Below are 24,042 nucleotides of genomic sequence, written 5' to 3'. Positions count from 1 at the left end.
ATCCCAGGCCGCTAGACGTTGCGCCGGTACTGCCCGCCCACCTCGAAGAAGGCCTCGGTGATCTGGCCGAGCGAGCACACCCGTGCCGCGTCCATCAGGACACCGAACAGATTGCCGCCCCGGGTCGCGGCCTCGCGCAGTGTCTTGAGCGCGACCTGCGCCTCGGCCTGGTGCCGGTGCTGGAAGTCCTCGAGCCGCTCCAGCTGCGAACGCTTCTCGTCCTCGGTCGCCCGCGCGAGTTCGACCTCGACGTCGTTTTCGCCGCCGTTCGGGTTGCGGAAGGTGTTGACGCCGATGATCGGCAGTGTGCCGTCGTGCTTCTGGCGTTCGTACAGAATCGACTCGTCCTGGATCTTGCCGCGCTGGTAGCCGGTCTCCATCGCGCCCAGCACGCCGCCGCGTTCGGAGATCCGGTCGAACTCCAGCAGCACGGCCTCTTCCACCAGATCGGTCAGCTCGTCGATGATGAACGAGCCCTGCAACGGGTTCTCGTTCTTCGACAGGCCCCATTCCTTGTTGATGATCATCTGGATGGCCATCGCGCGCCGCACCGAGCTCTCCGACGGCGTGGTGATCGCCTCGTCGAAAGCGTTGGTGTGCAAGGAGTTCGCGTTGTCGTAAAGGGCGCACAGCGCCTGCAGCGTGGTCCGGATGTCGTTGAAGCTCATCTCCTGCGCGTGCAGCGACCGGCCGGAGGTCTGCACGTGGTACTTGAGCTTCTGCGAGCGCTCGTTGGCGCCGTAGCGCTCCCGCATCGCGACCGCCCAGATCCGGCGCGCGACCCGGCCCAGCACCGAGTACTCGGCGTCCATGCCGTTGGAGAAGAAGAACGACAGGTTCGGCGCGAAGTCGTCGATGTCCATCCCGCGCGCGAGGTAGCTCTCGACGTAGGTGAAACCGTTCGACAGGGTGAACGCCAGCTGCGAGATCGGGTTCGCCCCGGCCTCGGCGATGTGATAGCCGGAGATCGACACCGAGTAGAAGTTCCGGACGCCGTGCTCGATGAACCATTCCTGGATGTCGGCCATCATGCGCAGGCTGAACTCGGTGGAGAAGATGCAGGTGTTCTGCCCCTGGTCCTCCTTGAGGATGTCCGCCTGCACGGTGCCGCGAACGTTGCGCAGCGCCCATTCGCGCAGTTCGGCGAACTCGGTTTCGGACGGCTCGCGGCCGTGCTCGGCCTTGAACGCCGCCATCCGCTGGTCGATCGCGGTGTTGAGGAAGAACGCGAGGATCGTCGGCGCCGGGCCGTTGATCGTCATCGACACGGAGGTGCTCGGCGAGGTCAGGTCGAAACCGTCGTAGAGCACCTTCATGTCTTCGAGCGTCGCGATGGAGACGCCGGAGGTGCCGACCTTGCCGTAGATGTCGGGCCGGGTGTGCGGGTCGTGCCCGTACAGCGTCACCGAGTCGAAGGCGGTCGAAAGGCGCTTGGCCTCGGAGTCGGCCGAAAGGAGCTTGAACCGCTTGTTGGTGCGGAAGGGGTCGCCCTCGCCCGCGAACATCCGCGCCGGGTCTTCACCCTCGCGCTTGAACGGGAAAACGCCCGCGGTGTAAGGGAAGTAACCGGGAAGGTGCTCGCGGCGCAGGAAGGACAGCAGCTCGCCGGACTCGGTGTAGCGCGGCAGCGCCACGCGCGGGACCCGGTTGCCGGACAGTGTGTCGCGCCATAGCTGGGTGTGCAGTTCCTTGTCGCGGATCTTCACGACCAGCTCGTCGGCGCGGTAGGACTCGGCGAGTTCCCGGAACCGCGCCAGCAGATTCGTCGTTTCACCGTCCACATCGGACTCGGCGGCGAGCAGGCCGTCGAGCGCGTCGGTGCTCGCGTCGACGGCGGCCAGCGCCTCCTTGGCGGCGGCGAGGTGCTCGCGTTTGCGCAGCGCGGCGACCTGCTGCTCGGTCTTGGCGTGGTAACCCCGGACGGTCTCGGAGATCTCCGCGAGATAGCGCGTCCGGTTGGCCGGGATGATCGTGCTGGCGTCGGTGGACACCTTGCCCTCGACCTTAGGGAGCACGCCTGCCGAGACGGTCAAGCCACGCTCGGCGAGGGTGTCGCGCAGGTGCTGGTAGAGGGCGGTGACGCCGTCATCGTTGAACTTCGCGGCGCTGGTGCCGTAGACCGGCATGTCCTCCGGCGAGGAGCTGAACGCCTCGCGGTTGCGCACGAGCTGGCGCGCGACGTCGCGGCGGGCGTCTTCGGCGCCGCGGCGCTCGAACTTGTTGATCGCCACCGCGTCGGCGAAGTCGAGCATGTCGATCTTCTCCAGCTGCGACGCCGCGCCGAACTCCGGCGTCATGACATACAGCGACTGGTCCACGTAGTCGACGATGCCGGCGTCGCCCTGGCCGATACCGGGCGTCTCGACGATCACCAGGTCGAATCCGGCGGCCTTGCACGCGAGGATGGACTCGGAGAGTCCGGTGGGGATCTCGCCGCTGGTGGTCCGCGTGGCGAGCGAACGGAAGTAGACCGGGCTGCCGTCGAGGCAGTTCATCCGGATGCGGTCGCCGAGCAGCGCTCCCCCGCCCTTGCGGCGCGACGGGTCGACGGCGAGCACGGCGATGCGGAGCTTGTCCTCCTGGTCCAGCCGGAACCGGCGGATCAGTTCGTCGGTGAGCGAGGACTTGCCGGAACCACCCGTCCCGGTGATGCCGAGGACCGGCACCGTCCGCGACTTGGCGGCCTCGGTGATCTTGTCGAGCGCGTCCTGCGGCAGTGCCTCGCGCTGAAGCTGCGTGATGACCCGGGACAGCGCCGGGATGTCCCCCGAAAGCAGCTTGTCCAGCGAGCCGGGCGACTGCGCGGACAGGTCCGTGTCGCAGGCCTTGATCATCAGGTTGATCATGCCGGGGAGGCCCATCTCGTAGCCGTCCTCCGGCGAGAAGATCCGCGCCACGCCCCGGGAGTGCAGCAGGTCGATCTCCTCGCGGACGATGACCCCACCGCCGCCGCCGAACACCTTGATATGCCCGGCGCCGCGCTCGTTGAGCAGCTCGACCAGGTAGCTGAAGTACTCGACGTGCCCGCCCTGGTAGGCGCTGATGGCCACGCCCTGGACGTCCTCGGCGATGGCCGCGGTGGCGACCTCGTCGACCGACCGGTTGTGCCCGAGGTGCACGACCTCCGCGCCCTGCGACTGCAGGATGCGCCGCATGATGTTGATGGACGCGTCGTGCCCGTCGAAGAGGCTCGACGCCGTCACGAAACGAACGGGGTTCACGGGCCGGTGCAGGTCGCTGCTCATCCCTCCAAAATACTTGGACTTCCTACTGTTTTAAACCCATCCACTCGTGTGATGGCACTCTCACTCGTCCTTGACAGATCGACTCGCACCAGTATATTCAACCTAAAGGTTAAACAACCGATTGATTGAGTAGCGATGACCACTGATCAGCTCAGCGCCACGTTCGCCGCACTGGCGGACCCCACCCGGCGGGCGATCCTCGCCCGGCTGGCCACCGGCGAGGCCAGCGTCAACGAGCTGGCCGGACCCTTTCCGGTCAGCCTCCAAGCCATCTCCAAACATCTCAAGGTCCTCGAGCGCGCGGGCTTGATCAGCCGGAGCCGGACCGCGCAATGGCGGCCCTGCCGCCTGGAGGCCGCCCCGCTCGGCGACGTCTCCGAGTGGGTCGAGCGGTACCGGCGTTTCTGGGAAAGCGGTTTCGACCGCATGGAAGAGCACCTCGCGGAACTGAAGAAAGGCGAACGCAATGACTGAGACCGTCACCCTGCCGGCAGTCGTCTCGGCGGGCGAATGGCAGATCGCCCGAGACACGTTGCTGGCCAAGGAAAAAGAACTCACTCGCGCTGCGGACGCGATCGCCGCCGAACGGCGACGGCTGCCGATGGTCCGCTTCGACAGCACCTACGAATTCGACGGGCCCCAGGGCCGGGTCACTCTCCTCGACCTGTTCGAGGGGCGGCGGCAGCTGATCGTCTACCACTTCATGCTCGCCCCCGGCCAGAAGGCGGGCTGCCCCGGCTGCTCGATGCTCGTGGACAACATCGGCCACCTTGCCCACCTGCACGCCCGCGACACCACGCTGTACGTCGTCGCGCCGGCGACACTGCCCGAGATCGAGCGATACAAGGAGCGGATGGGCTGGACCGTCCCGTGGGTCTCGACCGCCGACGGCTTCAACCCGGACTGCGGCATCGACGGCGGGTTCGGCATCAGTGTCTTCCTGCGCGACGGCGACGAGGTGTACCGGACGTACTTCACCACCGGTCGCGGCGGGGACCAGCTGGTGGGGACGCTGCGATACCTGGACCTGACCCCGTTCGGGCGGCAGGAGGCCTGGGAGGAGTCCGGCCGCGGGACAGACGGCCCCGGGCACTGGTGGAAGCGGCACGACGAGTACTGAGCCCTGGCGCGTTCAGTCCTCTGAATGCGCCCCGAGCGCATCCAGAGGACTAAACGCGGGAGACATGTCGAGAACCCCGCGCCCGCTCCGACCCCTCGGTGTCCGGCGCCCGGAAGGCGGGCGCCACACCGGAGGGATCAAGCCATGCGCAAGCTCGTCTACTTCGTCCACACCTCGCTCGACGGCCGCATCGAAGGCCCGGACGGCGAGTTCGACTGGGCCGCGATGGGCTCCGAACTGTCCGGCCACTCCAAGGAACTCGCCGACCGCGCCGACACCCTCGTCTACGGGCGGCGCGTCTGGGAGATGATGTCGTCGTACTGGCCGGAGGCCGAGACGATCTCGGACCACCCGCACGACCTGGAGTACGCCCCGATCTGGCGCGAGACGCCGAAGATCGTGTTCTCCCGGACGCTGGACAAGGCCGGCTGGAACACCGAAGTGGTCGGCGGCGGCCTCACCGAGCGGGTCACCGAACTCAAAAGCAGGCCGGGCAAGGACCTGCTGCTGATGGGCGGGGCCGAGCTGGCCACCGCGCTCGCCGACCACGGCCTGATCGACGAGTTCCACGTCGTCGTGCACCCGGTGGTACTCGGCGGCGGTAAGCAGGTGTTCGCGGGCGGAGTGCGCACGGACCTGCGGCTGACCGGCACCCGGACGATGGACGGGCGCGCGGTCCTGCTGACCTACGAAGCGAAGTGAGGTGAACCCCCTGGGCGGCAGCCCCTACGCTGCCGCCGTCAGGTTCACCTCGCGTTGCTCGCGCGCAAGGCGATCCACTGCCGCATCGCGTACTCGACCAGCGTGATCAGCGTCTGCTTCGTCGACTCCCGTTCCCGGGCGTCGCAGCGGACGATCGGGATGTTGGGGTCGATCGACAACGCTTCACGCACGTCGTTGATGTCGTGCTCGAGGATGCCGTCGAAGGTGTTCACCCCGACGATATAGGGCAGGCCCCGGTCCTCGAAGAAGTCGATCGGCGCGAACGAGTCGGCCAGCCGTCGCGTGTCGGCCAGCACCACGGCGCCGATCGCGCCGCGGACGAGGTCGTCCCACATGAACCAGAACCGCTGCTGCCCGGGCGTGCCGAACAGGTAGAGGATCAGGTCCGCGTCCAGGGAGACCCGGCCGAAGTCCATCGCGACCGTGGTGGTCGATTTGTTGGGCGTCTGGTCGAGGTTGTCGATCCCCCGACTGGCGTCCGTCATCATCGCCTCGGTGGTGAGCGGGACGATCTCCGACACCGAACCGACGAAGGTCGTCTTACCCGCACCGAAGCCACCCGCCACGACGATCTTCGCGGATGTCATGGTCGGGGGCGCGGTTTCCCGCGGTGCTTTAAAGCCGACGGAGTCCACTCAAAACCCTTTCCATCAACACCAGATGTGCCTCGGCGCCGTCATTGCCCGAAATCGTCTTGTGCACGCTGACCAGTCCCGCGTCCGCCGCGTCGCTGATCAGCACGCGCGCCACACCCAGCGGCACGCGCAGGGTCGCCGCGATCTCGGCGACCGAACGCGGGGTGCGGCACTCCTCGATGATCGAAACGCACTCGATCTGGTCCGCGGCGGCCGCGGGGAGGCTACCCGAGACGACGTGGTCCTTGGTGGAGATGAGGGTCTCCAGCTCGAGAGCGTAGTTCGCCTTGGTCCGGCCCCCGGTGAGGGCATAGGGACGGACGATCGCCGTCTCTTCGAGCGGCGACGGCGCCTGCTCGAAGACGGCGGGCATGATGAACTCGCCGCTGGGCGGGCCCGGGTCGAAAAGACCACCTGGTCTCGGCCCGACGGCGCCTGCGCCGCTGTCGGGTGGAGAAGCAAGTGAGGTCACGCGGTCTCCTTGATCGGTCGGCTGCGGGACTGCCGATTCCCCGGTGGCGGGTGTTCCGCCCGCCCGGGAATCCTGAGGGTGCTTGTTCTTCTTGCGCTTCCGACGACCACGTCCCGAATCCAGGGTGAAGCCGTTCAGGACGTCGGCGAAGGTGCCGTCGTCCCGTGAACCGGCAGCATGGGCAGCCCCCGCGTGCGGAGGCTGGTGTTCACCCGTCCCCGGCGGTTCGCCGAAGGATCCGGACCCGGTGCTCATCGGGACATCATCCCACCGGTTCGCCGATCAGCGACCCACCGGCGCCCTGCAATTGTGCGCGAAGTTCCGGGGTGAGGATCTGGCCGACGCGATCGACGAGCATCGTCATCTCGTAGGCGACCTGTCCGATGTCGCAGTTCGGGGCGGCGAGGATGGCCAGGCAGGAACCGTCACTGATGGACATCAGCACCATGATGCCGAGTTCCATCTCGACGACGGTCTCGTTGACCGCGCCCGCCTCGAAGCATCGCGCGGCGCCCTGGGTCAGGCTGACCAAGCCGGACGCGACGGCGGCCAGCTGGTCGGCCCGGTCCAGCGGGAGCCTGCTGGACGCGGTGAGCAGGAGGCCGTCCGCCGACACCACCACGGCGTGCGCCACTCCGGGTACCCGCTCGGCGAAGTCGTTGACCAGCCACCCGAACTGGTTCTGCTGGGGCTGGGCCGGGTTCGGCGAGGTCATTCACCCTCCAGGGTTTCGTGGTTGGCTTCGGTCGCCTGGGCCGTGCGGTGCCGTCCGCGCTGGATGCCCTGCTGGAAACTGCTCAGGCGACCGCGCACGTCGTGCGCGTCTCGCTGTGGTCGGGGGGTGACCGCCCCGGCGGGCGGTCCCGCACTGCCCGGGAGCAGTTGCTCCCCGCGACGGCGCCTGGGTAATCCTGCCGAAGTCATCCGCGAGGGCACGGACTGGGACACCGCTTGGGCCGCTTTCCAGCCTTCGTCGGAGCCGAAGTTCCAGGCGTCCGTCCGCTCGGTGGCGGCGACCGGTTCCGGTTCCGCGCTCGCTGCCTGCGGTTTCCTGCTCGGCAGCGCGGCGGGCGGGACCGTCGGACGCTCGGCCGTCTCCGGCGCCTTCGACGGCTCGGGTGCCTTCGACGGCTCGGGCGCCGCTGCCTGCTCGGCCTTCGCGTCCGGCTGGGCGGGGGCAGGCTGCGTGGCGACGGGCTCGGTGGTGGCCGGCGTGGCCTTGTCCGCCGCTTCCTTGCGCCCCCGCTTGACACCCTGCTGGAAGCTGCTCAGCCTGCCGCGCACGTTCGCCGGGTCGCGGACCGGCAGCTCCGCCTTGGCCGCGGGTTCGGCGGCCGGGATCGACGACGCCGCGCTACCCGGCAGAAGCTGCTCTCCCTTGCGGCGACGCGGCAACCCGGCCTGGGTGAACGTCGACGGGGCGTTCTGGGAGACCTCCTGCACCGTGCGGAAGGCCTTGTCGCTGGCGAAGTCCCAGGTGCGGGCCTCCTGCTCGGCGGTCGGAGCGGGCTCGGCCGTCTTCTTCTCTTCGGGTGCCTTCGTCCCCGGCTTCGCCTTCTTGCCCGCGGGCTTTTCCGGAGCGGGGGCGGGCGAACGGAACCACGCCGAGAGCATCTCGTCGAAGATCGGCGTCGTCTCCGACGCGGTGGGCGGCGGCGGGGTCGCCGGGGCCGGCGGCGTGGTCGCCTGGTTCCACCATTCGCTCAGCGTGGTGTTGTTCTTGGCCTCGAACAGTTCCTTGCCGCTGGGCAGATCGCCTTCCGCCGGGGCGGGCTTCTCCGCTTCCTTGGCGACCGGCTCGGGCTCGGCGGCGGGTTCCGGTTCGGGGCGGCGGGGTTCCGGAGCGGGCGGCGGTGTCGTCGTCTCGTCCCGGGGAACCGGGCTGAACAGCGCCGTTCCCGAAATCTCCAGATCGGAAGGCGGCCGGGAATCCTGGGGGCCGTGCCCGTTGACCCCGGGCTTGGTGTGGCCCGCCAGGTCGTTCGCCGACGGCCACCGCTCCCCACCCTGCGTGGGCACGCTCGGCATCGCCGGGCGCGAACCGTTCGTGGGCCGCTGGCGGCGGGGCAGGCCGCCCGGCTGCTGCGGCGGCAGCGGCGTGAGGCGCTGGGTGATCGGGCCGGTGGCGGGGCCGGGGTCGCCCCCGGGCGGGGCCATCACCAGATCCGCCGGGACCGAGACGGTGGCGCGCACGCCGACGATGTCCTTGCCGCCGTGCAGCGAGACACCGATGCGGTGCCTGCTGGCCAGCCGCCCGACCACGAACAGGCCCATCCGGCGCGAAGTGGTGAGGTCGACGTTGGGCGCCTCGGTGAGCCGGGCGTTGGCCTCGGCGACCTCGGCCTCGTTCATGCCGATGCCCTTGTCGAGGATGTCGATGCCGAACGAGCCGTCTTCGACGAGCCTGGTCGCGACCGTCACCTGGGTTTCCGGGGCGGAGAAGGCCGTGGCGTTGTCCAGCAGTTCGGCGATCAGGCGCATCAGATCGTTGGCCGCGTACCCGACCAGCCGCACCGGCGGCGGATTCTGCACGGTGACCCGCTGGTACTGCTCGATCTCGGACACCGCCGCGCGCACCACGTCGGTGGCGGAGACCGGCTGCCCGGAGCGCCTGCCCGGCTCGGCGCCGGAGAGGACCATCAGGTTCTCGTTGTTGCGGCGCATGCGGGTGGCGAGGTGGTCCAGCTGGAACAGCGTGGCGAGCTGGTCGGCGTCCTCTTCGTCGCGCTCCAGCCGCTCAATCAGCTGCAGCTGCCGCTGCACGAGGCTCTGGCTGCGGCGGGAGAGGTTGACGAACACGTTGCTGTAGCCGGTCCGCATCGAGGCCTGCTCGGTGGCCAGGCGCAGAGCCTGATGGTGCACCTTGTCGAAGGCCCTGGCCACCTCGCCGATCTCGTCGTCGCCGCCGACCGGGACCGGCCGCACGTCGATGCCCTGCGAGCGCCCCTCCTGGATGTTGCGGACCGCGTCGGGCAGCTGCTTTTCGGCGACGTCGAGCGCGCTGGCGCGCAACACCTTCAGCGAGCGCAGCAACTGGCGCGTGATGAGGAAGACGACGGCGACGGCGAGCACCATCGCGCCGAACAGCAGCACCGCGAGCAGGCCCGCGCCGCTGCTGGCGTCGTCGACCAGTTCGGCCGACACCGCGCTCGTCTCGGCACCGAATTTGTTCGCGACCTCGCCGACCTTGCCGATCACCGCGGCCGAGGCGTCGGTCCAGCCCTGCGCGGACAGCGAGCGGAAGGCTTGCGCGGACGGGGTTCCCTGTTCGCCGAGGGCGGTTTTCGCGAGCCTGTCACGGTTTTCCATCGCTTGGTCGGTGACGGCGGCGCTGAACTCCTGGCGTTGCTGTTCCGAAGCGGCGGCACGGAAGTCGGTGAGGCGGTCGGCCAGCCGGAGTTCGGCGGTGCGCACCTGGTCGAGCTCGCTCGGCGCGAGACTCGACCGGGCGATGCCGAAGGAGACCAGAGCCTGGCTCAGCGAGAGCTGTTCCTTCATCATGGCGAGGTCGTGCAAGGCGGTGGGGGTGCCACCGAGGACGTCCTGGCCGGCACCGGCCGCCAGCGCGGTGTCGAGAGCGAGCAGCGCGGTGGTGACGTCGGTGTACTCACCGATCGCCTGGACGGGGTCGAGCTGTCCGGACGAGGCCCGCTGCCGGATGTCGGGCAGCCTGTCGAGCTGAGCGGCGGCCGCTTCCCGCGCCTGACGGAGCGACGGCTCGTTCTCCACCGCCCGGGTCGCGGCGGCGCCGTAGAGAGGGATGGCGGTGTCGACGTCGGCGCGGGCCGAGGCGAGCTCGAGGGTCCCGCCGACGGTGCCTGCGGTCAGCCCCGCGGCGGACTGGGTGCGTTCGCGGCCGAGGCCGTCGGCGAGGGTGCGGATGTGCCCGCTCAGCGCGACGAGCCGGTCCAGCCGCTGGTAGCCGTCGGACCGGCCGACCTGGCCGGCGATGGTGGCGATGCCCAGTGCGAGCGCGATGAGGATCGGCACCAGCGTGACGGCCGACAGCTTCACCGGCAGGCTCCAGTCCCGCCAGCGCACGAGCGTGCGCCAGCCGGTGGCCCACCGAGATGGCCGGGGAGTGCGTCCCAGCAGCTCCCCGACAGGCACTTGGCCTTCTCCTGCAACGGTCACGTAGGTGACTCCCTGTCCGGCGTCCTGGCACGGTCTGAGGCGCCCGTTCCCGCGAGGTACGTGCCTGCGGGGAACTCGGCCCCGGTCTGACCGCGTGATCGATCGCGACCTGAGGGACCCCTTCCGGGGCTCCGGGTGTCCCCAGGAACCCCGGTCCACCTCAAGAGTTCTTGCACCTGCACGTGCAGGTCGCAACCTGCGAAGTGCATGGTCGTCGAGATCAACTTTTCTTTGCCAATCGATCACTGCGGGTCAGCCGGGCCAAAGAATCGTACACCAATCCGGGTGCCGTCAATTCTGTTCAGTACACGGCTGCTGACCAGCGAAAAGCGTGCGTCCGAACGATCTACCGGGCCGGAAAACCGCTCGCGCGTCACAAACGAGGGAATTCCGGTTACGGGTTGCGCGGATGCACAGGGTGCCCTAATCACCCGATCAGCCTACGTACGGTAGCCACATCGCCCGGTCGAACTACTTTCCGTGCCCCCAACGGGTGGGTCAAGCCCAAATATGTGCCCGATGTTGTGGCCTTGCCGCCCAAGCCGGTTCGATGTCGCCCCGACATGGTGATTTCTTTCGATACCCCCGATGAAGCGGGGGATCCTCCCCGGTCCAGGATGGCGGGCACGGTATCGGAACCAGCTCTGCCCTGGTAGCGAAACTACGATCTGTCACCAAAACGAGGGACAGAGCGTGGTCATCATCCGTCGTTTGCCGCAGTGGGCCGTTCGGGCGACGACCGCGCGTGACAACCCCGCTCACTATGACGAGTGATAAACCCGGTTCATTCCGGCCGAAACGATTTCCCGAAACACTAATGGAAGGCAAAACCGAATACCGGCTCACGCCTTCGCGGAACCGGGGTCGCCTATTCAGAGGGGGTGAAGCCGTAGATAGTATGTGCGCTCCCCGTACCGCGCCACGGATGCAAGCCCCGGAGGAACCCATGCCCGACGTCGCGCGTCCTTACACGGCGAGCAACGCCCTGGAGGACACCGGGCAGATGCCCGCGCTGTTCGTCCGCGAGCGTCAGCCCACTCCCCCGCCACCGCGCGCCACCGGCCCGGACTACGACCGGATCCAGCACGGCAAGGAGTTCGTCGCGCTGCGCAAGACCTTCCGCCGGTTCGTGTTCCCGATGAGCCTGCTCTTCTTCACCTGGTACATGATGTTCGTGCTGCTGGCGGCCTACGCGCACGACTTCATGAGCCGGAAGGTATGGGGCGAGGTCAACGTCGGCATGCTGCTCGGGCTCGGCCAGTTCGCCAGCACGATCCTGATCACGATCGCCTACCTGAAGTTCACGAACAAGCGGCTCGACCCCAAGGTCGAGGCGCTGCGGGCCTCCGTCGGGGCGGGTGAGCGATGAGCATCCCCGACAACAACCCGGTGCTGAACATCGCGGTGTTCGCGCTCTTCGTCGCGATCACCCTGTACGTCGTGTACCGCGTCAGCACGCGTAACTCGTCCACTTCGGACTACTACGCGGCAGGCAGCGCCTTCACCGGGCGACAGAACGGCATCGCACTTTCGGGTGACTTCCTCTCGGCGGCGTCGTTCCTCGGTATCGCCGGGGCGATCGCGATCCACGGCTACGACGGCTTCCTGTACTCGATCGGGTTCCTCGTCGCGTGGATGGTCGACCTGCTGCTGATCGCGGAGCTGCTGCGCAACACCGGCCGCTTCACCATGGGCGACGTGCTGAGCTTCCGGATGAAGCAGCGCCCGGTCCGCGCCGCGGCCGCGACGTCGACCCTGGTGATCTCCTTCTTCTACATGCTCGCGCAGATGGCGGGCGCCGGCGGCCTGGTGGCGCTGCTGCTGGACATCCACGGTGGTATCGGCCAGGCGCTGGTGATCGGTGTCGTCGGTGTCGTCATGGTGCTGTACGTGCTGGTCGGCGGGATGAAGGGCACCACGTGGGTGCAGATCATCAAGGCCACGATCCTGTTGCTGACCGGTGCGCTGATCACCGTGTTCCTGTTCGGCAAGTTCGGCTTCAGCTTCTCGAACCTGCTCGCGGCCGCCGCCGACAACAGCCCGCTCGGTGACGAACTGCTGGAGCCGGGCGGCTCGTACGGCAAGAGCGAGGTCACGAAGCTCGACTTCGTCTCGCTGGCACTGGCCCTGGTCCTCGGCGCCGCCGCGCTCCCGCACGTGCTGATGCGCTTCTACACGGTGCCGAACTCGCGCGAGGCGCGACGCTCGGTGGTGTGGGCGACCGCGTGCATGACGATCTTCTATCTCTGCACCCTGGTCATCGGTTTCGGCGCGGCCGCGCTGGTCGGCCCGGAGGCGATCAAGAACGCGCCCGGCGGGGAGAACTCGGCGGCGCCGCTGCTCGCGCTGAACATCGGCGGCACCCTTCTGCTCGGCATCGTCTCGGCGGTGGCCTTCGCCACCATCCTCGCCGTCGTCGCCGGGCTGACGATCACCGCTTCGGCGTCCTTCGCGCACGACGTGTACGCGAACATCTTCAAGCGCGGCAAGGCCGAACCGGCCGCGGAGGTCCGGGTCGCCCGGCTGACCGCGGTCGCCGTCGGGGCGCTCGCGATCGTGGGCGGCATCCTGGCGAACGGGCAGAACATCGCGTTCCTGGTGGCGCTGGCGTTCGCCGTCGCGGCGTCGGCGAACCTCTCGACGCTGCTGTACTCGCTGTTCTGGAAACGCTTCAACACCACCGGCACGCTGTGGGGCATCTACGGCGGGCTGATCGCGAGCCTGGTGCTCGTGTTCTTCTCGCCGGTGATGTCCGGGGCCGCGGACTCGATCATCAAGAGCGTCGACTTCCACTGGTTCCCGCTGAAGAACCCGGGCCTGGTGTCGATCCCGTTCTCGTTCCTGTGCGGGTTCGTGGGCACGTTCGTCGGCCGGTCGAAGGCCGATCCGGTCAAGCACGCGGAGATGGAGGTGCGGTCCCTCACCGGGATCGGCTCCTGACCCGCGCGCCATGAAGGTCCTTTCATGGCATCCGGAGACCGTCCAGCACGATCGCGAGAAGCCGCTTCGTGTCCTCCTCCGAAGCCTTGCTCGCGGCCGAGCCCAGCCCGTGGCCGAGCCGCAGGATGTCGACGCCCGCGACGTCGGGCCGGAGCACGCCCTCGTCCTGAGCCGCCTTCACGACCGTGTCAGCAGCGGCCCGCAGGCGTGACTGGCACCAGCCGAAGACTTCGGAGCCCGCGTCGACGGACGCCTTCAGCGTCATCGCGAGCCCATGCTTCTCGACCACGTAGATGACGTGCGTGGCCAGCCACGTCTCGAGTGCCTTGCCCGGCGGCAATTCGTCGAGCAGGTCGTACGCCTGCTGTGCCAGCCCGTCGATCTCGTCGCGATAGACGGCCTCGATCAGCTTGTCGCGCGTCGGGAAGTGCCGGTACAGCGTGCCCGCGCCGACACCGGCGCGTTTGGCGATGTCGTCGGCGGGCACGTCCACGCCGTCGGCGCTGAACGCCTCCTTCGCCACGGCCACGATGCGCTCGTAGTTGCGCCGCGCGTCCGCGCGCATGGGACGGGCCGGATCGGCCGTGACCATCTGCACCTCCTCGGGCGACGAAAACGGAGACGTTCTCCGAATTCACTTGCGTAAGCGGAGAGGGTCTCCATATCATCGCTCACGACCTCAAGCGGAGAGTCTCTCCGCTTCATCTCGTTACGTCTTCGGAGTATTCCTTGACCGAGCGAACCCTGCGTGCCGAGCCCAGGCCTGAACCGGCCGAGACCCCGTCACCTCCGCACCGGCTGGTCCTCCCGATCATCCTGACCTGCCAGCTCATGCTCATCCTCGACGCGACGGTGATGAACGTCGCGCTCCCGCGCGTCCAGTCCGAACTCGGCTTCACCGATACTGGCCTGTCCTGGGTGATGACGGCGTACAGCCTGGTCTTCGGCGGCTTGCTGCTCCTCGGCGGCCGGGCGGGCGACTTGTTCGGCCGCCGCCGGACGTTCGTCGTCGGCGCGGCCGTGTTCACCGCCGCCTCCCTGCTCGGCGGCCTCGCCGGTTCGGCGGAACTGCTGATCGCCGCCCGGGTCGCGCAGGGCGTCGGCGCCGCGCTCGCCGGGCCGAGCACACTGGCGCTGATCACCAGCACGTTCACCGAAGCCAAGGCACGAGTGCGCGCGCTGGCGTTGTTCTCGGCGATGTCCAGCAGCGGTTTCGCGATCGGCCTGCTGCTCGGCGGGCTGCTGACCGAATGGATCTCGTGGCGTGCGGCACTGTACATCAACGTCCCGTTCGGGCTCGCGATCGTGCTGCTCACCTCCCGGTACGTCGCCGATCCTCCACGACGGCGCGCCCGGCTGGATCTTCCCGGCGCGTTCACCGGCACCCTCGGCGTCGGCTCGCTCGTGTTCGCCTTCACCCACGCCGCTTCGCACGGCTGGGGCGACATGATCACCCTCGGCAGCCTCGCCGCCGGGGTGACGCTGCTGGCCGCGTTCCTCACCATCGAGACGAGGGTGCGCGAACCGCTGATCCCCCTGCGCCTGTTCGCCGAACGCGACCGCGCCGCGGCCTACGTCAACTTCTTCCTCGGGCCGATGGCGATGATGTCGATTTTCTTCTTCCTGACCCAGTTCCTACAGGACATCGCGGGTTTCGCCGCACTGGAGACCGGCTTCGCGTTCCTGCCGATGGCGGTCTGCATGTTCCTGCTGAGCAGGCTGATCCCGAAGCTGCTCCCCCGGTTCGGGCCGAAGCCGCTCGCGCTCGCCGGGACCGCGCTGATGACCGGCGGGGTCGTCTGGCTGACCACCCTGACCACGGACAGCGGCTACTTCTCGCATCTGCTCGGGCCGATGCTGCTGATGGGCGTGGGCGCCGGGCTGGCGTTCTCCCCGCTCAGCGTGATCATCATGGCGACGGTGCCCACCGACGACGCGGGTGCCGCCGGCGGCGCGCTGCAGACGTTGCAGCAGGTCGGGGCGACACTGGGGCTGGCGATCCTGATCACCGTGTTCGGCGCGGCGACGCGGACCCCTTCGGGAAGCCCGGCGGAGACCACGGTCGCCGGGATGACCGCGGCCTTCACCGCCGCGGCCGTCGTGACGGCGGTGTCGTTCCTGGTGGCGCTGACCTTCCGGCGCCGGGCTTAGAGCTTGACGCCCGCCTGGACCTTGTGCGTGACCTTGCGCTCCATCACGAACGAGAAGAACGGGACGCAGCCGGCGATCAGCACGAGGAGCGTGCCCTTCATCGACCAGCGGGCCTTGATCGCGAGGTCGACCGCGAGCAGCAGGTAGATCAGGTAGAGCCCACCGTGGACCATGGGGATCATCTTCACGAACTGGGGAAGTGCCACGCGGAAGACGTACTGCAGCAGCATTTCGACGACCAGCCCGAGCAGGGCCACACCGGTGGCGTACGCCGCGACGCGGAACCGGATCAGCGGTCCGCCCAACGAGACCGGGCGGGCCGGGGCGGCGTCGTCAGTTCGGGTGGTCATAGGGTCTCGAACCTCTCTGGGGACTACTTGTCGCGGGCGTTGAGTTCGCGCAGGTACCTGTTGTACGCGGCGAGCTCGTCGTCCTCGGGGGGCGGCGGCGCCGGGGCCCGTCGCTGCCGGGGAGCGGGCACTTCGGGGACGGCGGTCTCGGCCACCGTCTCCTGGGCGTCGGCCTCGGCGGCGCGACGGCGGAGCTTGCGGATCCGCCAGAACATGAAGGCGGGGAACAGCCCGAACAGCGGCCACTGCAGGACGTAGCCGAGGTTCTGGAACGTCCCGCTGGCCGAGGAGAACCGCTCCCACTGCCACCACGCGAGCCCGCAGCACAGCGCCAGGCTCACCAGGCAGACGCCGGCGATGCCGAGACGGCGCAGGGTGACGGACGAAGCGGGCACATATCGACGCTAGCACTGGGCGCGCGGCGAAACATCGCCGACCTGGGCGCTCGGGACCTTGGTCCCGAGCCGCGACCTCGCGCGTGAGGCGAAGGTGTCGTGAGTGAGTTGGGACGTGCCGCCGGTGCACAGATGGCGGTTTCGCGTGACCGGATGGACGACACGCGTGATTGAACGGACGACGCGCGGCGAACCCGGCCGTGTCACGCGAAACGCCGGTATCGGTTGAGTGGTCCTGAGGACGCGCACACCCGGTCCGTGAAGGCCTCCTTACCTACCCTGAAGGTAGTGAAGGAGGCCCTCACTACCCACCGATGTGACGCCTGGTGACGCTGGGACAGCCGTGACGCCAGGAAGCCTTCGCGGAACGATCCGACCGGGCCGAATCGCTCACGAACGCGAGGCGACGGCCTTCGCGTAGTCGTCCGCCAGCCCGAAGACCTTCTGCGCGTACTCGGTCGAGTTGTTGTACGACAGGATTCCCTGCCACCACCCCGATGCGGCCGACATGTCCCGGTTGTTCACGCACAGGTACCGCGCCGCCGCCAGCGTCGCGTCGTCGATCTGCTGCGGGTCGCCGAGGCCGTCGCGGTTGCCGTCGGCGGCGTACCGGCGCCAGGTGCTGGGGATGAACTGCATCGGGCCGACCGCGCGGTCGACGGCCGCGTCGCCGTCGAATTGGCCGCCGTCGGTGTCGCCGATCGCCTTCACGCCGGGCGATCCGTCGAGCGGGACGCCGATGATCGGCTTCGACGGCCGTCCGTCCTGGCCGAGGACGGCGCCGCCGTACCGGCCGTGGTTCGACTCGATCCGGCCGATACCCGCCAGGGTCGCCCACGAGATCTTGCAGTTCGGCTGCATCTGGCGCATCGCCAGCTCGGCGTTGCCGTAGGCGAGCAGCGCCCTCGCCGGGATGCCGGTGGCCTGCGCCGCCCGCTCGGTCCAGGCGGCCAGCGGGTCCTTGCCCGGCTTCGGTTGCGCCTGCTGCGGCGCGGTCTGCTGGGCGGCGCCGCCCGCGAGGGTGGCGTTGACCGGGGCGACCGAACCGGGTTTGACGTCCGCCGCCTTGACCTGCAGCGCGGGGATCTCCATCGTCGTGGGGCTCGCGACCGGGGCGGACGCCTTGGTCACCAGCCAGATCCCGCCGCCGGCGAGGCCGAGCACGGCCAGCACGATCACCAGCCTGCCGAATACGGCGGCGCCCACCCCGCGGCGTGGCGGAGCGGGCGTGGCCGGGTCGGCGACGAGCTCGTCGTTTTCCGGGGTGGTGCGCACGAAGCGGGTCCTCCAGCGTGGGCGGCGATCACGACCGATGCTCGAACAACGAGCCCGCGCAGGTTAGCGTTACGCGGTCGCCGGAATCGCCCTTGCCACGCCGGTTCACCCGCGCGTGCGAGAAGTTCTCATCAGGCGGACTTCTGCTGCCTCGCCAGCCGCGCCACGCACCAGGCCGGGGCGCTGCCGCGGCGGAGGTGCTGCAAAACGGTCATCGGGCCGAGACGGCGGCTCAGGTCGGACGGGGCGAGCCCGGCCGCGCGGTAGTCGAGCGCACGCTGGTCGAGCGGGCTGATGCCGGCGTCCCACCAGGCTTCGGCCTCGGCGACGCCGCCGACCATCTGCCACCAGCCGGCGGCCGCGACGAGCAGCTCCTGCGGGACCTCCGGGAGACGACGGCGCATGGCGTCGAGGTAGCCGGGATCGGCGGCCTCGACCGGCGCCCAGCGCCCCTGGCCGGACTGCTGACGCTGGCCGGGGATGCCGGGAGCCTGCCTCGGCACATCGGCCAGCCACGCCGACGCGATGCGATCGGCTTCCCGCTCCTCGGGGGTCTGCTCACGCTCGGCCGCCCACTGCCGGATCAACGCATCGACTCCGGGATCTCCGGTCATCCCTGCCTCCTCATGATTCCCCGACTGACAAGCCCTGACTTACTTGCCCGGCTGAAAGTTCCGCTGCCGTGAGGCTTGCACCTGCGGAAACTCCTCGCCCAGGAGGCCGGCTCCGGCGCCTGGAGGACCAACCGATCACGCAATGTGAGCACCGTAGGGGCGCGGAGGTCTTTTCCGCCAGGGCTTCCAGGGCACGAATTCGTCGACCAGCGGGTTTTCGGGGGCAATCCACCCGGATGGTCGAGTCATCCGACCGAAATCCGAGACGGGTGACGCTGAGTGATAACCGCTGGTGACTGCGCACAGCGATCACCGGCGTCACCAGGGACGCCGGTGATCGCAGCGATGGGTCAGGAGAAGAGGCTCCGGACGAACGTCACGATGGCTTCGGCACCGGACCGGAGCCAGCCGAGCGCGGTGTGGACGGCGTCGGCGGATTGCGTCGGCCTGCTGATCAGAAAGAAGAGCACGAGCGCGACGACGGCGATCACAACGAATTTCTTCAAGCCGGGCGACATGGCTCCATCCCATCACACCGTAGTGTCCAGACGATGACTCCGCGCGCACTGCGGACTTTGTCACCACTTTAAGGAGAATCGGGCCCTGTTGCCCACCCGGTTTCCCCGAGGGAGCGATCGATGAGCGAAAACGTTCTTGTCCACCGGGAAGGGCCGGTGACGACGATCACGCTGAACCGCCCCGAGTCGCGCAACGCCGTGGACGGTCCGACGGCGAACGCTCTGGCGGACGCGTTCCGCGCGTTCGACTCCGACGAACAGGCCGCGGTCGCCGTCCTCACCGGTTCGGGTGACGCCTTCTGCGCCGGAGCCGATCTGAAGGCCGTCGGCACCGGCCGCACCAACTCGCTCAGCCCGGCGGGTGACGGGCCGATGGGCCCGACGCGCATGGCGCTGTCGAAACCGGTGATCGCCGCGGTCCGCGGGCACGCCGTCGCGGGCGGCCTGGAACTGGCGCTGTGGTGCGATCTCCGGGTCGCCGACAGCACGGCCGTGTTCGGTGTGTTCTGCCGCCGCTGGGGGGTGCCGCTGATCGACGGCGGCACGGTGCGCCTCCCCCGGCTGATCGGGCATTCGCGGGCGATGGACCTGATCCTCACCGGCAGGCCGGTGGACGCCGACGAGGCGCTCGCGATCGGGCTTGCGAACCGGGTCGTGCCGGACGGCGAGGCCCTGGCGGCCGCGCAAGCGCTGGCACGCGAACTGGCCGCGTTCCCCCAGGCGTGTCTGCGCGCGGATCGCAAATCCGCGTACGGCCAGTTCGGGCTGACCGAGGACGAGGCGATGCGCGCCGAGTTCTCGAACGCGCTGATCGGCGGAGGGCTCGCCGAGGAGGCCGTCGCGGGCGCGAGCCGGTTCAGTGACGGCGCGGGGCGTCACGGCAGTTTCGAGGGCCCACGGCTCTAGGGTCTGTCGGATGACAGAAACCGGAGTCGCGCTCAGACCGGTGTACGAAGACGACCTGCCGATGCTGGAAGCGCTGACGAACGATCCGCGGGCCGCGGGCACGTTCGAATGGCACGGCTGGCACGACCCGCACTTCCTGCGCCGCCGCTGGGCCGAGACCGGCATGCTCGCGGCGGACAACGGGATGCTGATGATCGAGCTCGACGGGCAGCGGCTCGGTTTCGTCTCCTGGCACAAGACGAGGACGGGCTCGACGTCGTACTGCTGGAACGCCGGGCTCGTGCTCATCCCCGAGGCACGTGGCCACGGCTACGGAACCGAGGCACAGCGGTTGCTGGTCCGCTACCTCTTCGCGCATACGCAGATGAACCGTGTCGAGGCGTCGACGGAGGCGGGCAACCTCGCCGAGCAGCGCTCTCTGACGAAGGCGGGCTTCACCCGGGAGGGTGTGCTGCGCGGCTACGGGTTCCGGGACGGGGCGTGGCGCGACCACGTGCTCTATTCAGTGCTGCGGTCCGATCTCGACGTGGGCTGAAAGCGTCCTTCACCGCATGCCACGCGGTGAAGGACGCTTTCGCCGCGTCTCATGCGGGGAAAGTCCCCTTCAGCTCACGCGATGGTGCCCGCGGCCCTGAGCCGTTCGATCCCCTCGGCGTCCACGCCGAGTTCGGCGAGGACCTCGGTGGTGTCGCCACCCTTGGGCCGAGGCGGTTCCGGCGTCCCGGCCGGCGTGCGGTCGAACCTCGGCGCCGGCGCGGGCTGCAGCATGCCGCCGACGTCGACGAACGTCTTGCGCGCGACGTTGTGCGGATGCGACGGCGCCTCCTTCGGGGAGAGCACCGCCGTCAGGCACGCGTCGGTGCCCTCGGCCTTCGCGACCAGCTCGTCGCGGGTGTGCTTCGCGACAGCTTCGGCGACGATCTTGCGCAGCTTCGGCCACTCGTTCTTGTCGACGTGGACCGGGGTCTCCTCGGGGTCGAGGCCGAGCACCTTCACCAGGTCGCCCCAGAACCGCATCTCGATCGCGCCGATGGCGACGTATTTGCCGTCGGCGGTCTCGTAGGTGTCGTAGAACGGCGCGCCGCCGTCGAGCATGTTCTCACCGCGCCCACCGGACCACAGCCCGGAATCCAGCAGCCCGTGCAGGCTGGTGGTCAGCAGCGCGGCACCGTCCACCATGGACGCGTCGACCACCTGTCCCTTGCCGGACGTCTGGCGTTCGAACAGCGCCGCCAGCACACCCATGGCGAGCAGGAGGCCACCGCCGCCGAAGTCACCGACGAGGTTGAGCGGCACCACCGGCCGCTGCCCGGCGTGCCCGATGGGTTCGAGCGCGCCGGAGATGCCGATGTAGTTGATGTCGTGCCCGGCGACGGTCGCCAGCGGGCCGTCCTGGCCGTAGCCGGTCATCCGGCCGTAGACCAGCCGCGGATTGCGGGCGTGGACCTGTTCCGGCCCGATGCCCATCCGCTCGGCGACGCCGGGGCGGAAACCCTCGATGAGCACGTCGGCGTCGTCGGCGAGTTTCAGCACCAGTTCGACGCCCTCGGGGGTCTTGGTGTTGATCCCGATCGACCGCCTGCCGCGCGCGAGCGGATCGTTCGGGAACCCGATGACGTCGTTGCCCGGTGTCGCCCGGTCGATCCGGACGACCTCCGCGCCGAGATCGGCGAGGATCGTGCAGGCGAACGGCGCCGGGGCGAGCCCGGCCAGTTCGACGACCTTGAGCCCGCTGAGCGGGCCGGCCTTTTTCGCCACGTTCTTCCTTCCTACGCCAACGGTTTCTCTACAGCGTGCGAGAGATGATTTCCTTCATGATCTCGCTGGTGCCACCGAAGATGCGGGAGATCCGGATGTCGGCCCACGCGCGCGCGATCGGGTACTCGGTCATGTAGCCGTAGCCGCCGAAGAGCTGCAGGCAGTCGTCGACGACCTTGTTGACCCGTTCGGTGGTCCACAGCTTCGCCATCGCCGCGCCCTGCACGTCGAGTTCCTTGCGCAGGTGCCGTTCGATGCACTGGTCGAGGAACGCGCGGGACACCGCGGCCTCGGTCGCGGCCTCGGCGAGCTTGAACTTCGTGTTCTGGAAGTTGTAGACCGGGCGGCCGAACGCCTGGCGGTCCTTGGTGTAGGCGATGGTCTGGTCGATCGCGGCCTCCATCCCGGCGACCGCGGTGACGGCGATGATCAGCCGTTCCTGCGGCAGCTGCTGCATGAGCTGGATGAAGCCGAGACCTTCCTGCGCGCCGAGGAGGTTGGCGGCGGGCACGCGGACGTCGTCGAAGTTCAGCTCCGCCGTGTCCTGCCCCTTGAGGCCGATCTTGTCGAGGACGCGGCCGCGGCTGAAGCCGGGCGTGTCGGTCTCGACGGCGATCAGCGAGACACCCTGCGCGCCCGCCTCCGGGTCGGTCTTCACCGCGACCACGACGAGGTCTGCGTGGAAACCGTTGGTGATGAACGTCTTCGCGCCGTTGATCACGTAGTGGTCGCCGTCGCGTACCGCGCGGGTCTTGATGTTCTGCAGGTCCGAACCGGTGCCGGGCTCGGTCATCGCGACCGCGCCGACCATCTCGCCGGAGGCGAACTTCGGCAGCCACGCCTTCTTCTGCTCTTCGTTCGCATACTCGAGGATGTAGTGCGCGACGATTCCATTGTGGACGGTGACGCCCCAAGCGCTGTCACCGGACCGGGCCTGCTCTTCGTAGAGCACGGCTTCGTGGGCGAACGTGCCGCCGCCACCGCCGTACTCCTCCGGGATGGACAGGGCCAGCAGGCCGACCTCGCCCGCCTTCGTCCACAGCTCGCGGTCGACCTTCTTCTCGGCCGCCCAGCGCTCCTGGTTCGGCACGAGTTCCTTCTGGCAGAAGGTCCGGGCGAGGTCCCGGAGGTCTTCGAGCTCCGTCGTGCTCCACGAACTCTTCTGGATCTGCAAGGGCACGGCCAACGCCTCCTGATCGGACCTGGAAAACATGACGCTTAGGATGTAAGTTCCATCCGGAATGTACATCCGTACCGAGCTGCACGTAAAGGGGGCCGGAGCCGGTGAGCGTGCTCGGCAGGACCCACCGCACCCAGGCCGAGCGGCGCGAGCAGACCCGCACCGCGCTGCTCGACGCGACCATCGACTGCCTGGTCGACCTCGGCTACGCGCGCACCTCGGTCCAGGAGATCTGCGCCCGCGCCGGCGTCTCGAAGGGCGCCGTGCAACATCACTTCTCCGCGAAGGCCGAACTCATGGCGGCCGCCGTCGAGCATCTGACCGAAAAGCTGCGCGGGCGGCTCGCGGCGTCGATCACGGCGCTTCCCGGCGGCGCCTCGGGGGTCGCGGCGGCGATCGACCTGCTGTGGGAGGGCTACTCGGGCACGCTGTCCACGGCCGCCACGGAACTGTGGGTCGCGGCGCGCACCGACCCCGAACTCCGCGAGGCGATCCGCCCGGTCGACAGGGCACTGGGCCGCTCGACGCTGGAGCACGTCACCGCGGTCGCCGGGGATCTGCCGAAGGAACGCGCGGAGATCCTCTTCTGGCTGACCGTGAACCTCACCCGGGGACTGGCGCTGGACGCCGAACTCGGCGGCGATCCGAAGCGACGGCGGCAACTGCTCGACGAATGGAAGCGCGTCGCGGTGATGTTGTACGAGGACACCACCGCTTAGCACGCACGAAAGCACCTTGACCAGAGCACAGCTGACACTTATCCCGTCGGCCGATCCGTGGTGGAATTCCTTGCTGGACGACCGAACCGGCGGAGGAGTCGACCATGAACGCGCCGCAGCAGCAGCCGTACCAACCGACTGGCCCGTTCGGCGCAGTACCGCCCGCCACCGCGCCGCGCCCGCCGTCCGACGTGCGGCTCCCCCGCCTCTTCGCCGCGATGATGGGGGTTTTCGCCGGCCTGCTGGTCCTTCTCGCGACTTTTCTCCCGCAGTCGACGTACGAGCAGGTGTCCGACGGCAAGGCGGTGTCGAAATTCGCCGAGACCGGCTGGACGCGGATCTTCGACATCGAACCGTCGGCGGAGGAGAAGGAGTTCTACGACAAAACGCATGTCGCCCGCTACGGCATCCCGCTGTCCGCCGCCGCGCTGACCCTGTTCGCCGGGGCCGCGGTGGGTTTCGCCGCGTACCAGCGCACTTCGGGTTCGCCCGCCGCGACGACGTCGAGGACGCTCCTCATCGCGGGCGGGGCGGGGACCGCGGTCGGCGTCTGGATGCTCGGCATGGACATCTCGGCGAGCCTGAGCTTCGGCCAGGACACCGGCCGGTTCGTCTCGCGTTATGGGACCGGGAGCGGATTCTGGATTCTGCTCGCCGGCGGGCTCGTGGCGTTGCTCACGGTCGGGCTGGCGGTCGTGGCCAACCGTCGTGAACCGGCGCCGCCCCCACAGGCCCCTTACCCGGTCACCTACACCCCTTACGCTCCCGGTGTCCCTCAGCAGCAGTATCCGCAGGCCTACGAGCCGCCGTCGCCCCCGACGCCGCCCGCGGGATCCGCGTTGCAGCAGCAGGACATCCTGCGCCCGTCCCCGGACAATCCGCCACGGCCCGGCAGTACGTGAAACTG

General features: G+C 68.8%; 23 protein-coding genes. 10 read left to right on the top strand and 13 right to left on the bottom strand.

The features are described 5' to 3' along the window. Nucleotides 1–11: 11 nt before the first annotated feature. Entirely contained in the window at nt 12–3,245 is a 3,234-nt protein-coding gene (gene icmF, locus LCL61_RS01130; protein ID WP_340685112.1) for a fused isobutyryl-CoA mutase/GTPase IcmF, read from the bottom strand. Between the two features lie 135 nt (nt 3,246–3,380). On the opposite strand from icmF, the gene LCL61_RS01125 reads away from it, so the two are divergent. The 3 genes from LCL61_RS01125 (at nt 3,381) to LCL61_RS01115 (ending at nt 5,067) form a co-directional block, all read left to right on the top strand. Then, nucleotides 3,381–3,719: a metalloregulator ArsR/SmtB family transcription factor gene (locus tag LCL61_RS01125; protein WP_340685111.1), complete on the top strand. Its 339-nt coding sequence runs from the start codon at nt 3,381–3,383 to the stop codon at nt 3,717–3,719. Continuing rightward, entirely contained in the window at nt 3,712–4,365 is a 654-nt protein-coding gene (locus tag LCL61_RS01120) for a DUF899 domain-containing protein (protein WP_340685110.1), read from the top strand. The genes LCL61_RS01125 and LCL61_RS01120 overlap by 8 nt, the downstream gene beginning before the upstream one ends. Before the next feature lie 144 nt (nt 4,366–4,509). Then, entirely contained in the window at nt 4,510–5,067 is a 558-nt protein-coding gene (locus tag LCL61_RS01115) for a dihydrofolate reductase family protein (RefSeq protein WP_340685109.1), read from the top strand. Between the two features lie 44 nt (nt 5,068–5,111). Here the strand turns inward: LCL61_RS01115 and LCL61_RS01110 are convergent, their stop codons facing one another. The 4 genes from LCL61_RS01110 to LCL61_RS01095 are packed head-to-tail and all read right to left on the bottom strand — an operon-like array spanning nt 5,112 to nt 10,305. After that, nucleotides 5,112–5,675 carry a GTP-binding protein gene (locus LCL61_RS01110; protein WP_007033694.1) on the bottom strand — a complete coding sequence of 188 codons (564 nt, stop codon included), beginning with the start codon at nt 5,673–5,675 and terminating at the stop codon, nt 5,112–5,114. 28 nt (nt 5,676–5,703) lie between these two features. Continuing rightward, entirely contained in the window at nt 5,704–6,450 is a 747-nt protein-coding gene (locus LCL61_RS01105; protein WP_340685108.1) for a DUF742 domain-containing protein, read from the bottom strand. 7 nt (nt 6,451–6,457) lie between these two features. Continuing rightward, entirely contained in the window at nt 6,458–6,910 is a 453-nt protein-coding gene (locus tag LCL61_RS01100; protein ID WP_005166055.1) for a roadblock/LC7 domain-containing protein, read from the bottom strand. Continuing rightward, nucleotides 6,907–10,305, bottom strand: a complete 3,399-nt coding sequence (locus LCL61_RS01095) for a sensor histidine kinase (RefSeq protein ID WP_340685107.1) — start codon at nt 10,303–10,305, stop codon at nt 6,907–6,909. The genes LCL61_RS01100 and LCL61_RS01095 overlap by 4 nt, the downstream gene beginning before the upstream one ends. Nucleotides 10,306–11,275: 970 nt before the next feature. Here LCL61_RS01095 and LCL61_RS01090 point away from each other — a divergent pair. Then, entirely contained in the window at nt 11,276–11,698 is a 423-nt protein-coding gene (locus LCL61_RS01090) for a DUF485 domain-containing protein (protein WP_340685106.1), read from the top strand. Continuing rightward, on the top strand, nt 11,695–13,269 hold the full coding sequence (locus tag LCL61_RS01085; RefSeq protein ID WP_340685105.1) for a cation acetate symporter: 1,575 nt from the start codon (nt 11,695–11,697) through the stop codon (nt 13,267–13,269). The genes LCL61_RS01090 and LCL61_RS01085 overlap by 4 nt, the downstream gene beginning before the upstream one ends. Before the next feature lie 22 nt (nt 13,270–13,291). Here LCL61_RS01085 and LCL61_RS01080 read toward each other — a convergent pair whose 3' ends face one another. Continuing rightward, a complete protein-coding gene (locus tag LCL61_RS01080; protein ID WP_340685104.1) occupies nt 13,292–13,861 on the bottom strand; it encodes a TetR/AcrR family transcriptional regulator in 570 nt (189 codons plus the stop codon). Between the two features lie 137 nt (nt 13,862–13,998). Here LCL61_RS01080 and LCL61_RS01075 point away from each other — a divergent pair, with 137 nt between their 5' ends. Further along, entirely contained in the window at nt 13,999–15,420 is a 1,422-nt protein-coding gene (locus tag LCL61_RS01075) for an MFS transporter (protein ID WP_340685103.1), read from the top strand. Here LCL61_RS01075 and LCL61_RS01070 read toward each other — a convergent pair. From LCL61_RS01070 to LCL61_RS01050, 5 genes are all read right to left on the bottom strand, one after another. Further along, nucleotides 15,417–15,770, bottom strand: a complete 354-nt coding sequence (locus tag LCL61_RS01070; RefSeq protein ID WP_340685102.1) for a DUF3817 domain-containing protein — start codon at nt 15,768–15,770, stop codon at nt 15,417–15,419. The two genes, LCL61_RS01075 and LCL61_RS01070, sit on opposite strands and share 4 nt — an antisense overlap. A 23-nt stretch (nt 15,771–15,793) precedes the next feature. Then, complete coding sequence (locus LCL61_RS01065; RefSeq protein WP_340685101.1) at nt 15,794–16,165, bottom strand: hypothetical protein; 372 nt, start codon at nt 16,163–16,165, stop codon at nt 15,794–15,796. A 390-nt stretch (nt 16,166–16,555) separates the two neighbouring features. Further along, nucleotides 16,556–17,440: a lytic transglycosylase domain-containing protein gene (locus LCL61_RS01060; protein WP_340685100.1), complete on the bottom strand. Its 885-nt coding sequence runs from the start codon at nt 17,438–17,440 to the stop codon at nt 16,556–16,558. 131 nt (nt 17,441–17,571) lie between these two features. After that, complete coding sequence (locus tag LCL61_RS01055; RefSeq protein WP_340685099.1) at nt 17,572–18,054, bottom strand: helix-turn-helix transcriptional regulator; 483 nt, start codon at nt 18,052–18,054, stop codon at nt 17,572–17,574. 350 nt (nt 18,055–18,404) lie between these two features. After that, the gene (locus tag LCL61_RS01050) at nt 18,405–18,560 is read right to left on the bottom strand and encodes a hypothetical protein (RefSeq protein WP_162182762.1); all 156 of its coding nucleotides are present in this window, start codon (nt 18,558–18,560) and stop codon (nt 18,405–18,407) included. A 132-nt stretch (nt 18,561–18,692) separates the two neighbouring features. On the opposite strand from LCL61_RS01050, the gene LCL61_RS01045 reads away from it, so the two are divergent. Together LCL61_RS01045 and LCL61_RS01040 are read left to right on the top strand one after the other, a co-directional pair. After that, the gene (locus LCL61_RS01045) at nt 18,693–19,478 is read left to right on the top strand and encodes a crotonase/enoyl-CoA hydratase family protein (RefSeq protein WP_340685098.1); all 786 of its coding nucleotides are present in this window, start codon (nt 18,693–18,695) and stop codon (nt 19,476–19,478) included. A 10-nt stretch (nt 19,479–19,488) separates the two neighbouring features. Next, nucleotides 19,489–20,013, top strand: a complete 525-nt coding sequence (locus LCL61_RS01040; RefSeq protein ID WP_340685097.1) for a GNAT family protein — start codon at nt 19,489–19,491, stop codon at nt 20,011–20,013. 74 nt (nt 20,014–20,087) lie between these two features. Here the strand turns inward: LCL61_RS01040 and LCL61_RS01035 are convergent, their stop codons facing one another. After that, on the bottom strand, nt 20,088–21,236 hold the full coding sequence (locus LCL61_RS01035) for a CaiB/BaiF CoA-transferase family protein (protein WP_340685096.1): 1,149 nt from the start codon (nt 21,234–21,236) through the stop codon (nt 20,088–20,090). Nucleotides 21,237–21,264: 28 nt separating this feature from the next. Then, nucleotides 21,265–22,416, bottom strand: coding sequence for an acyl-CoA dehydrogenase family protein (locus LCL61_RS01030; protein WP_340688457.1), 1,152 nt, complete (start codon nt 22,414–22,416; stop codon nt 21,265–21,267). Nucleotides 22,417–22,520: 104 nt separating this feature from the next. On the opposite strand from LCL61_RS01030, the gene LCL61_RS01025 reads away from it, so the two are divergent. Further along, nucleotides 22,521–23,135: a TetR/AcrR family transcriptional regulator gene (locus LCL61_RS01025; RefSeq protein ID WP_340685095.1), complete on the top strand. Its 615-nt coding sequence runs from the start codon at nt 22,521–22,523 to the stop codon at nt 23,133–23,135. Nucleotides 23,136–23,239: 104 nt separating this feature from the next. Then, nucleotides 23,240–24,037: a hypothetical protein gene (locus LCL61_RS01020; RefSeq protein ID WP_340685094.1), complete on the top strand. Its 798-nt coding sequence runs from the start codon at nt 23,240–23,242 to the stop codon at nt 24,035–24,037. Nucleotides 24,038–24,042 lie beyond the last annotated feature (5 nt).

This window comes from Amycolatopsis coloradensis (genome assembly GCF_037997115.1).
GTDB lineage: Bacteria > Actinomycetota > Actinomycetes > Mycobacteriales > Pseudonocardiaceae > Amycolatopsis > Amycolatopsis coloradensis_A.
Note: the sequence above shows the minus strand (reverse complement) of the source record. Positions and strands in the feature narration are given on the sequence as shown.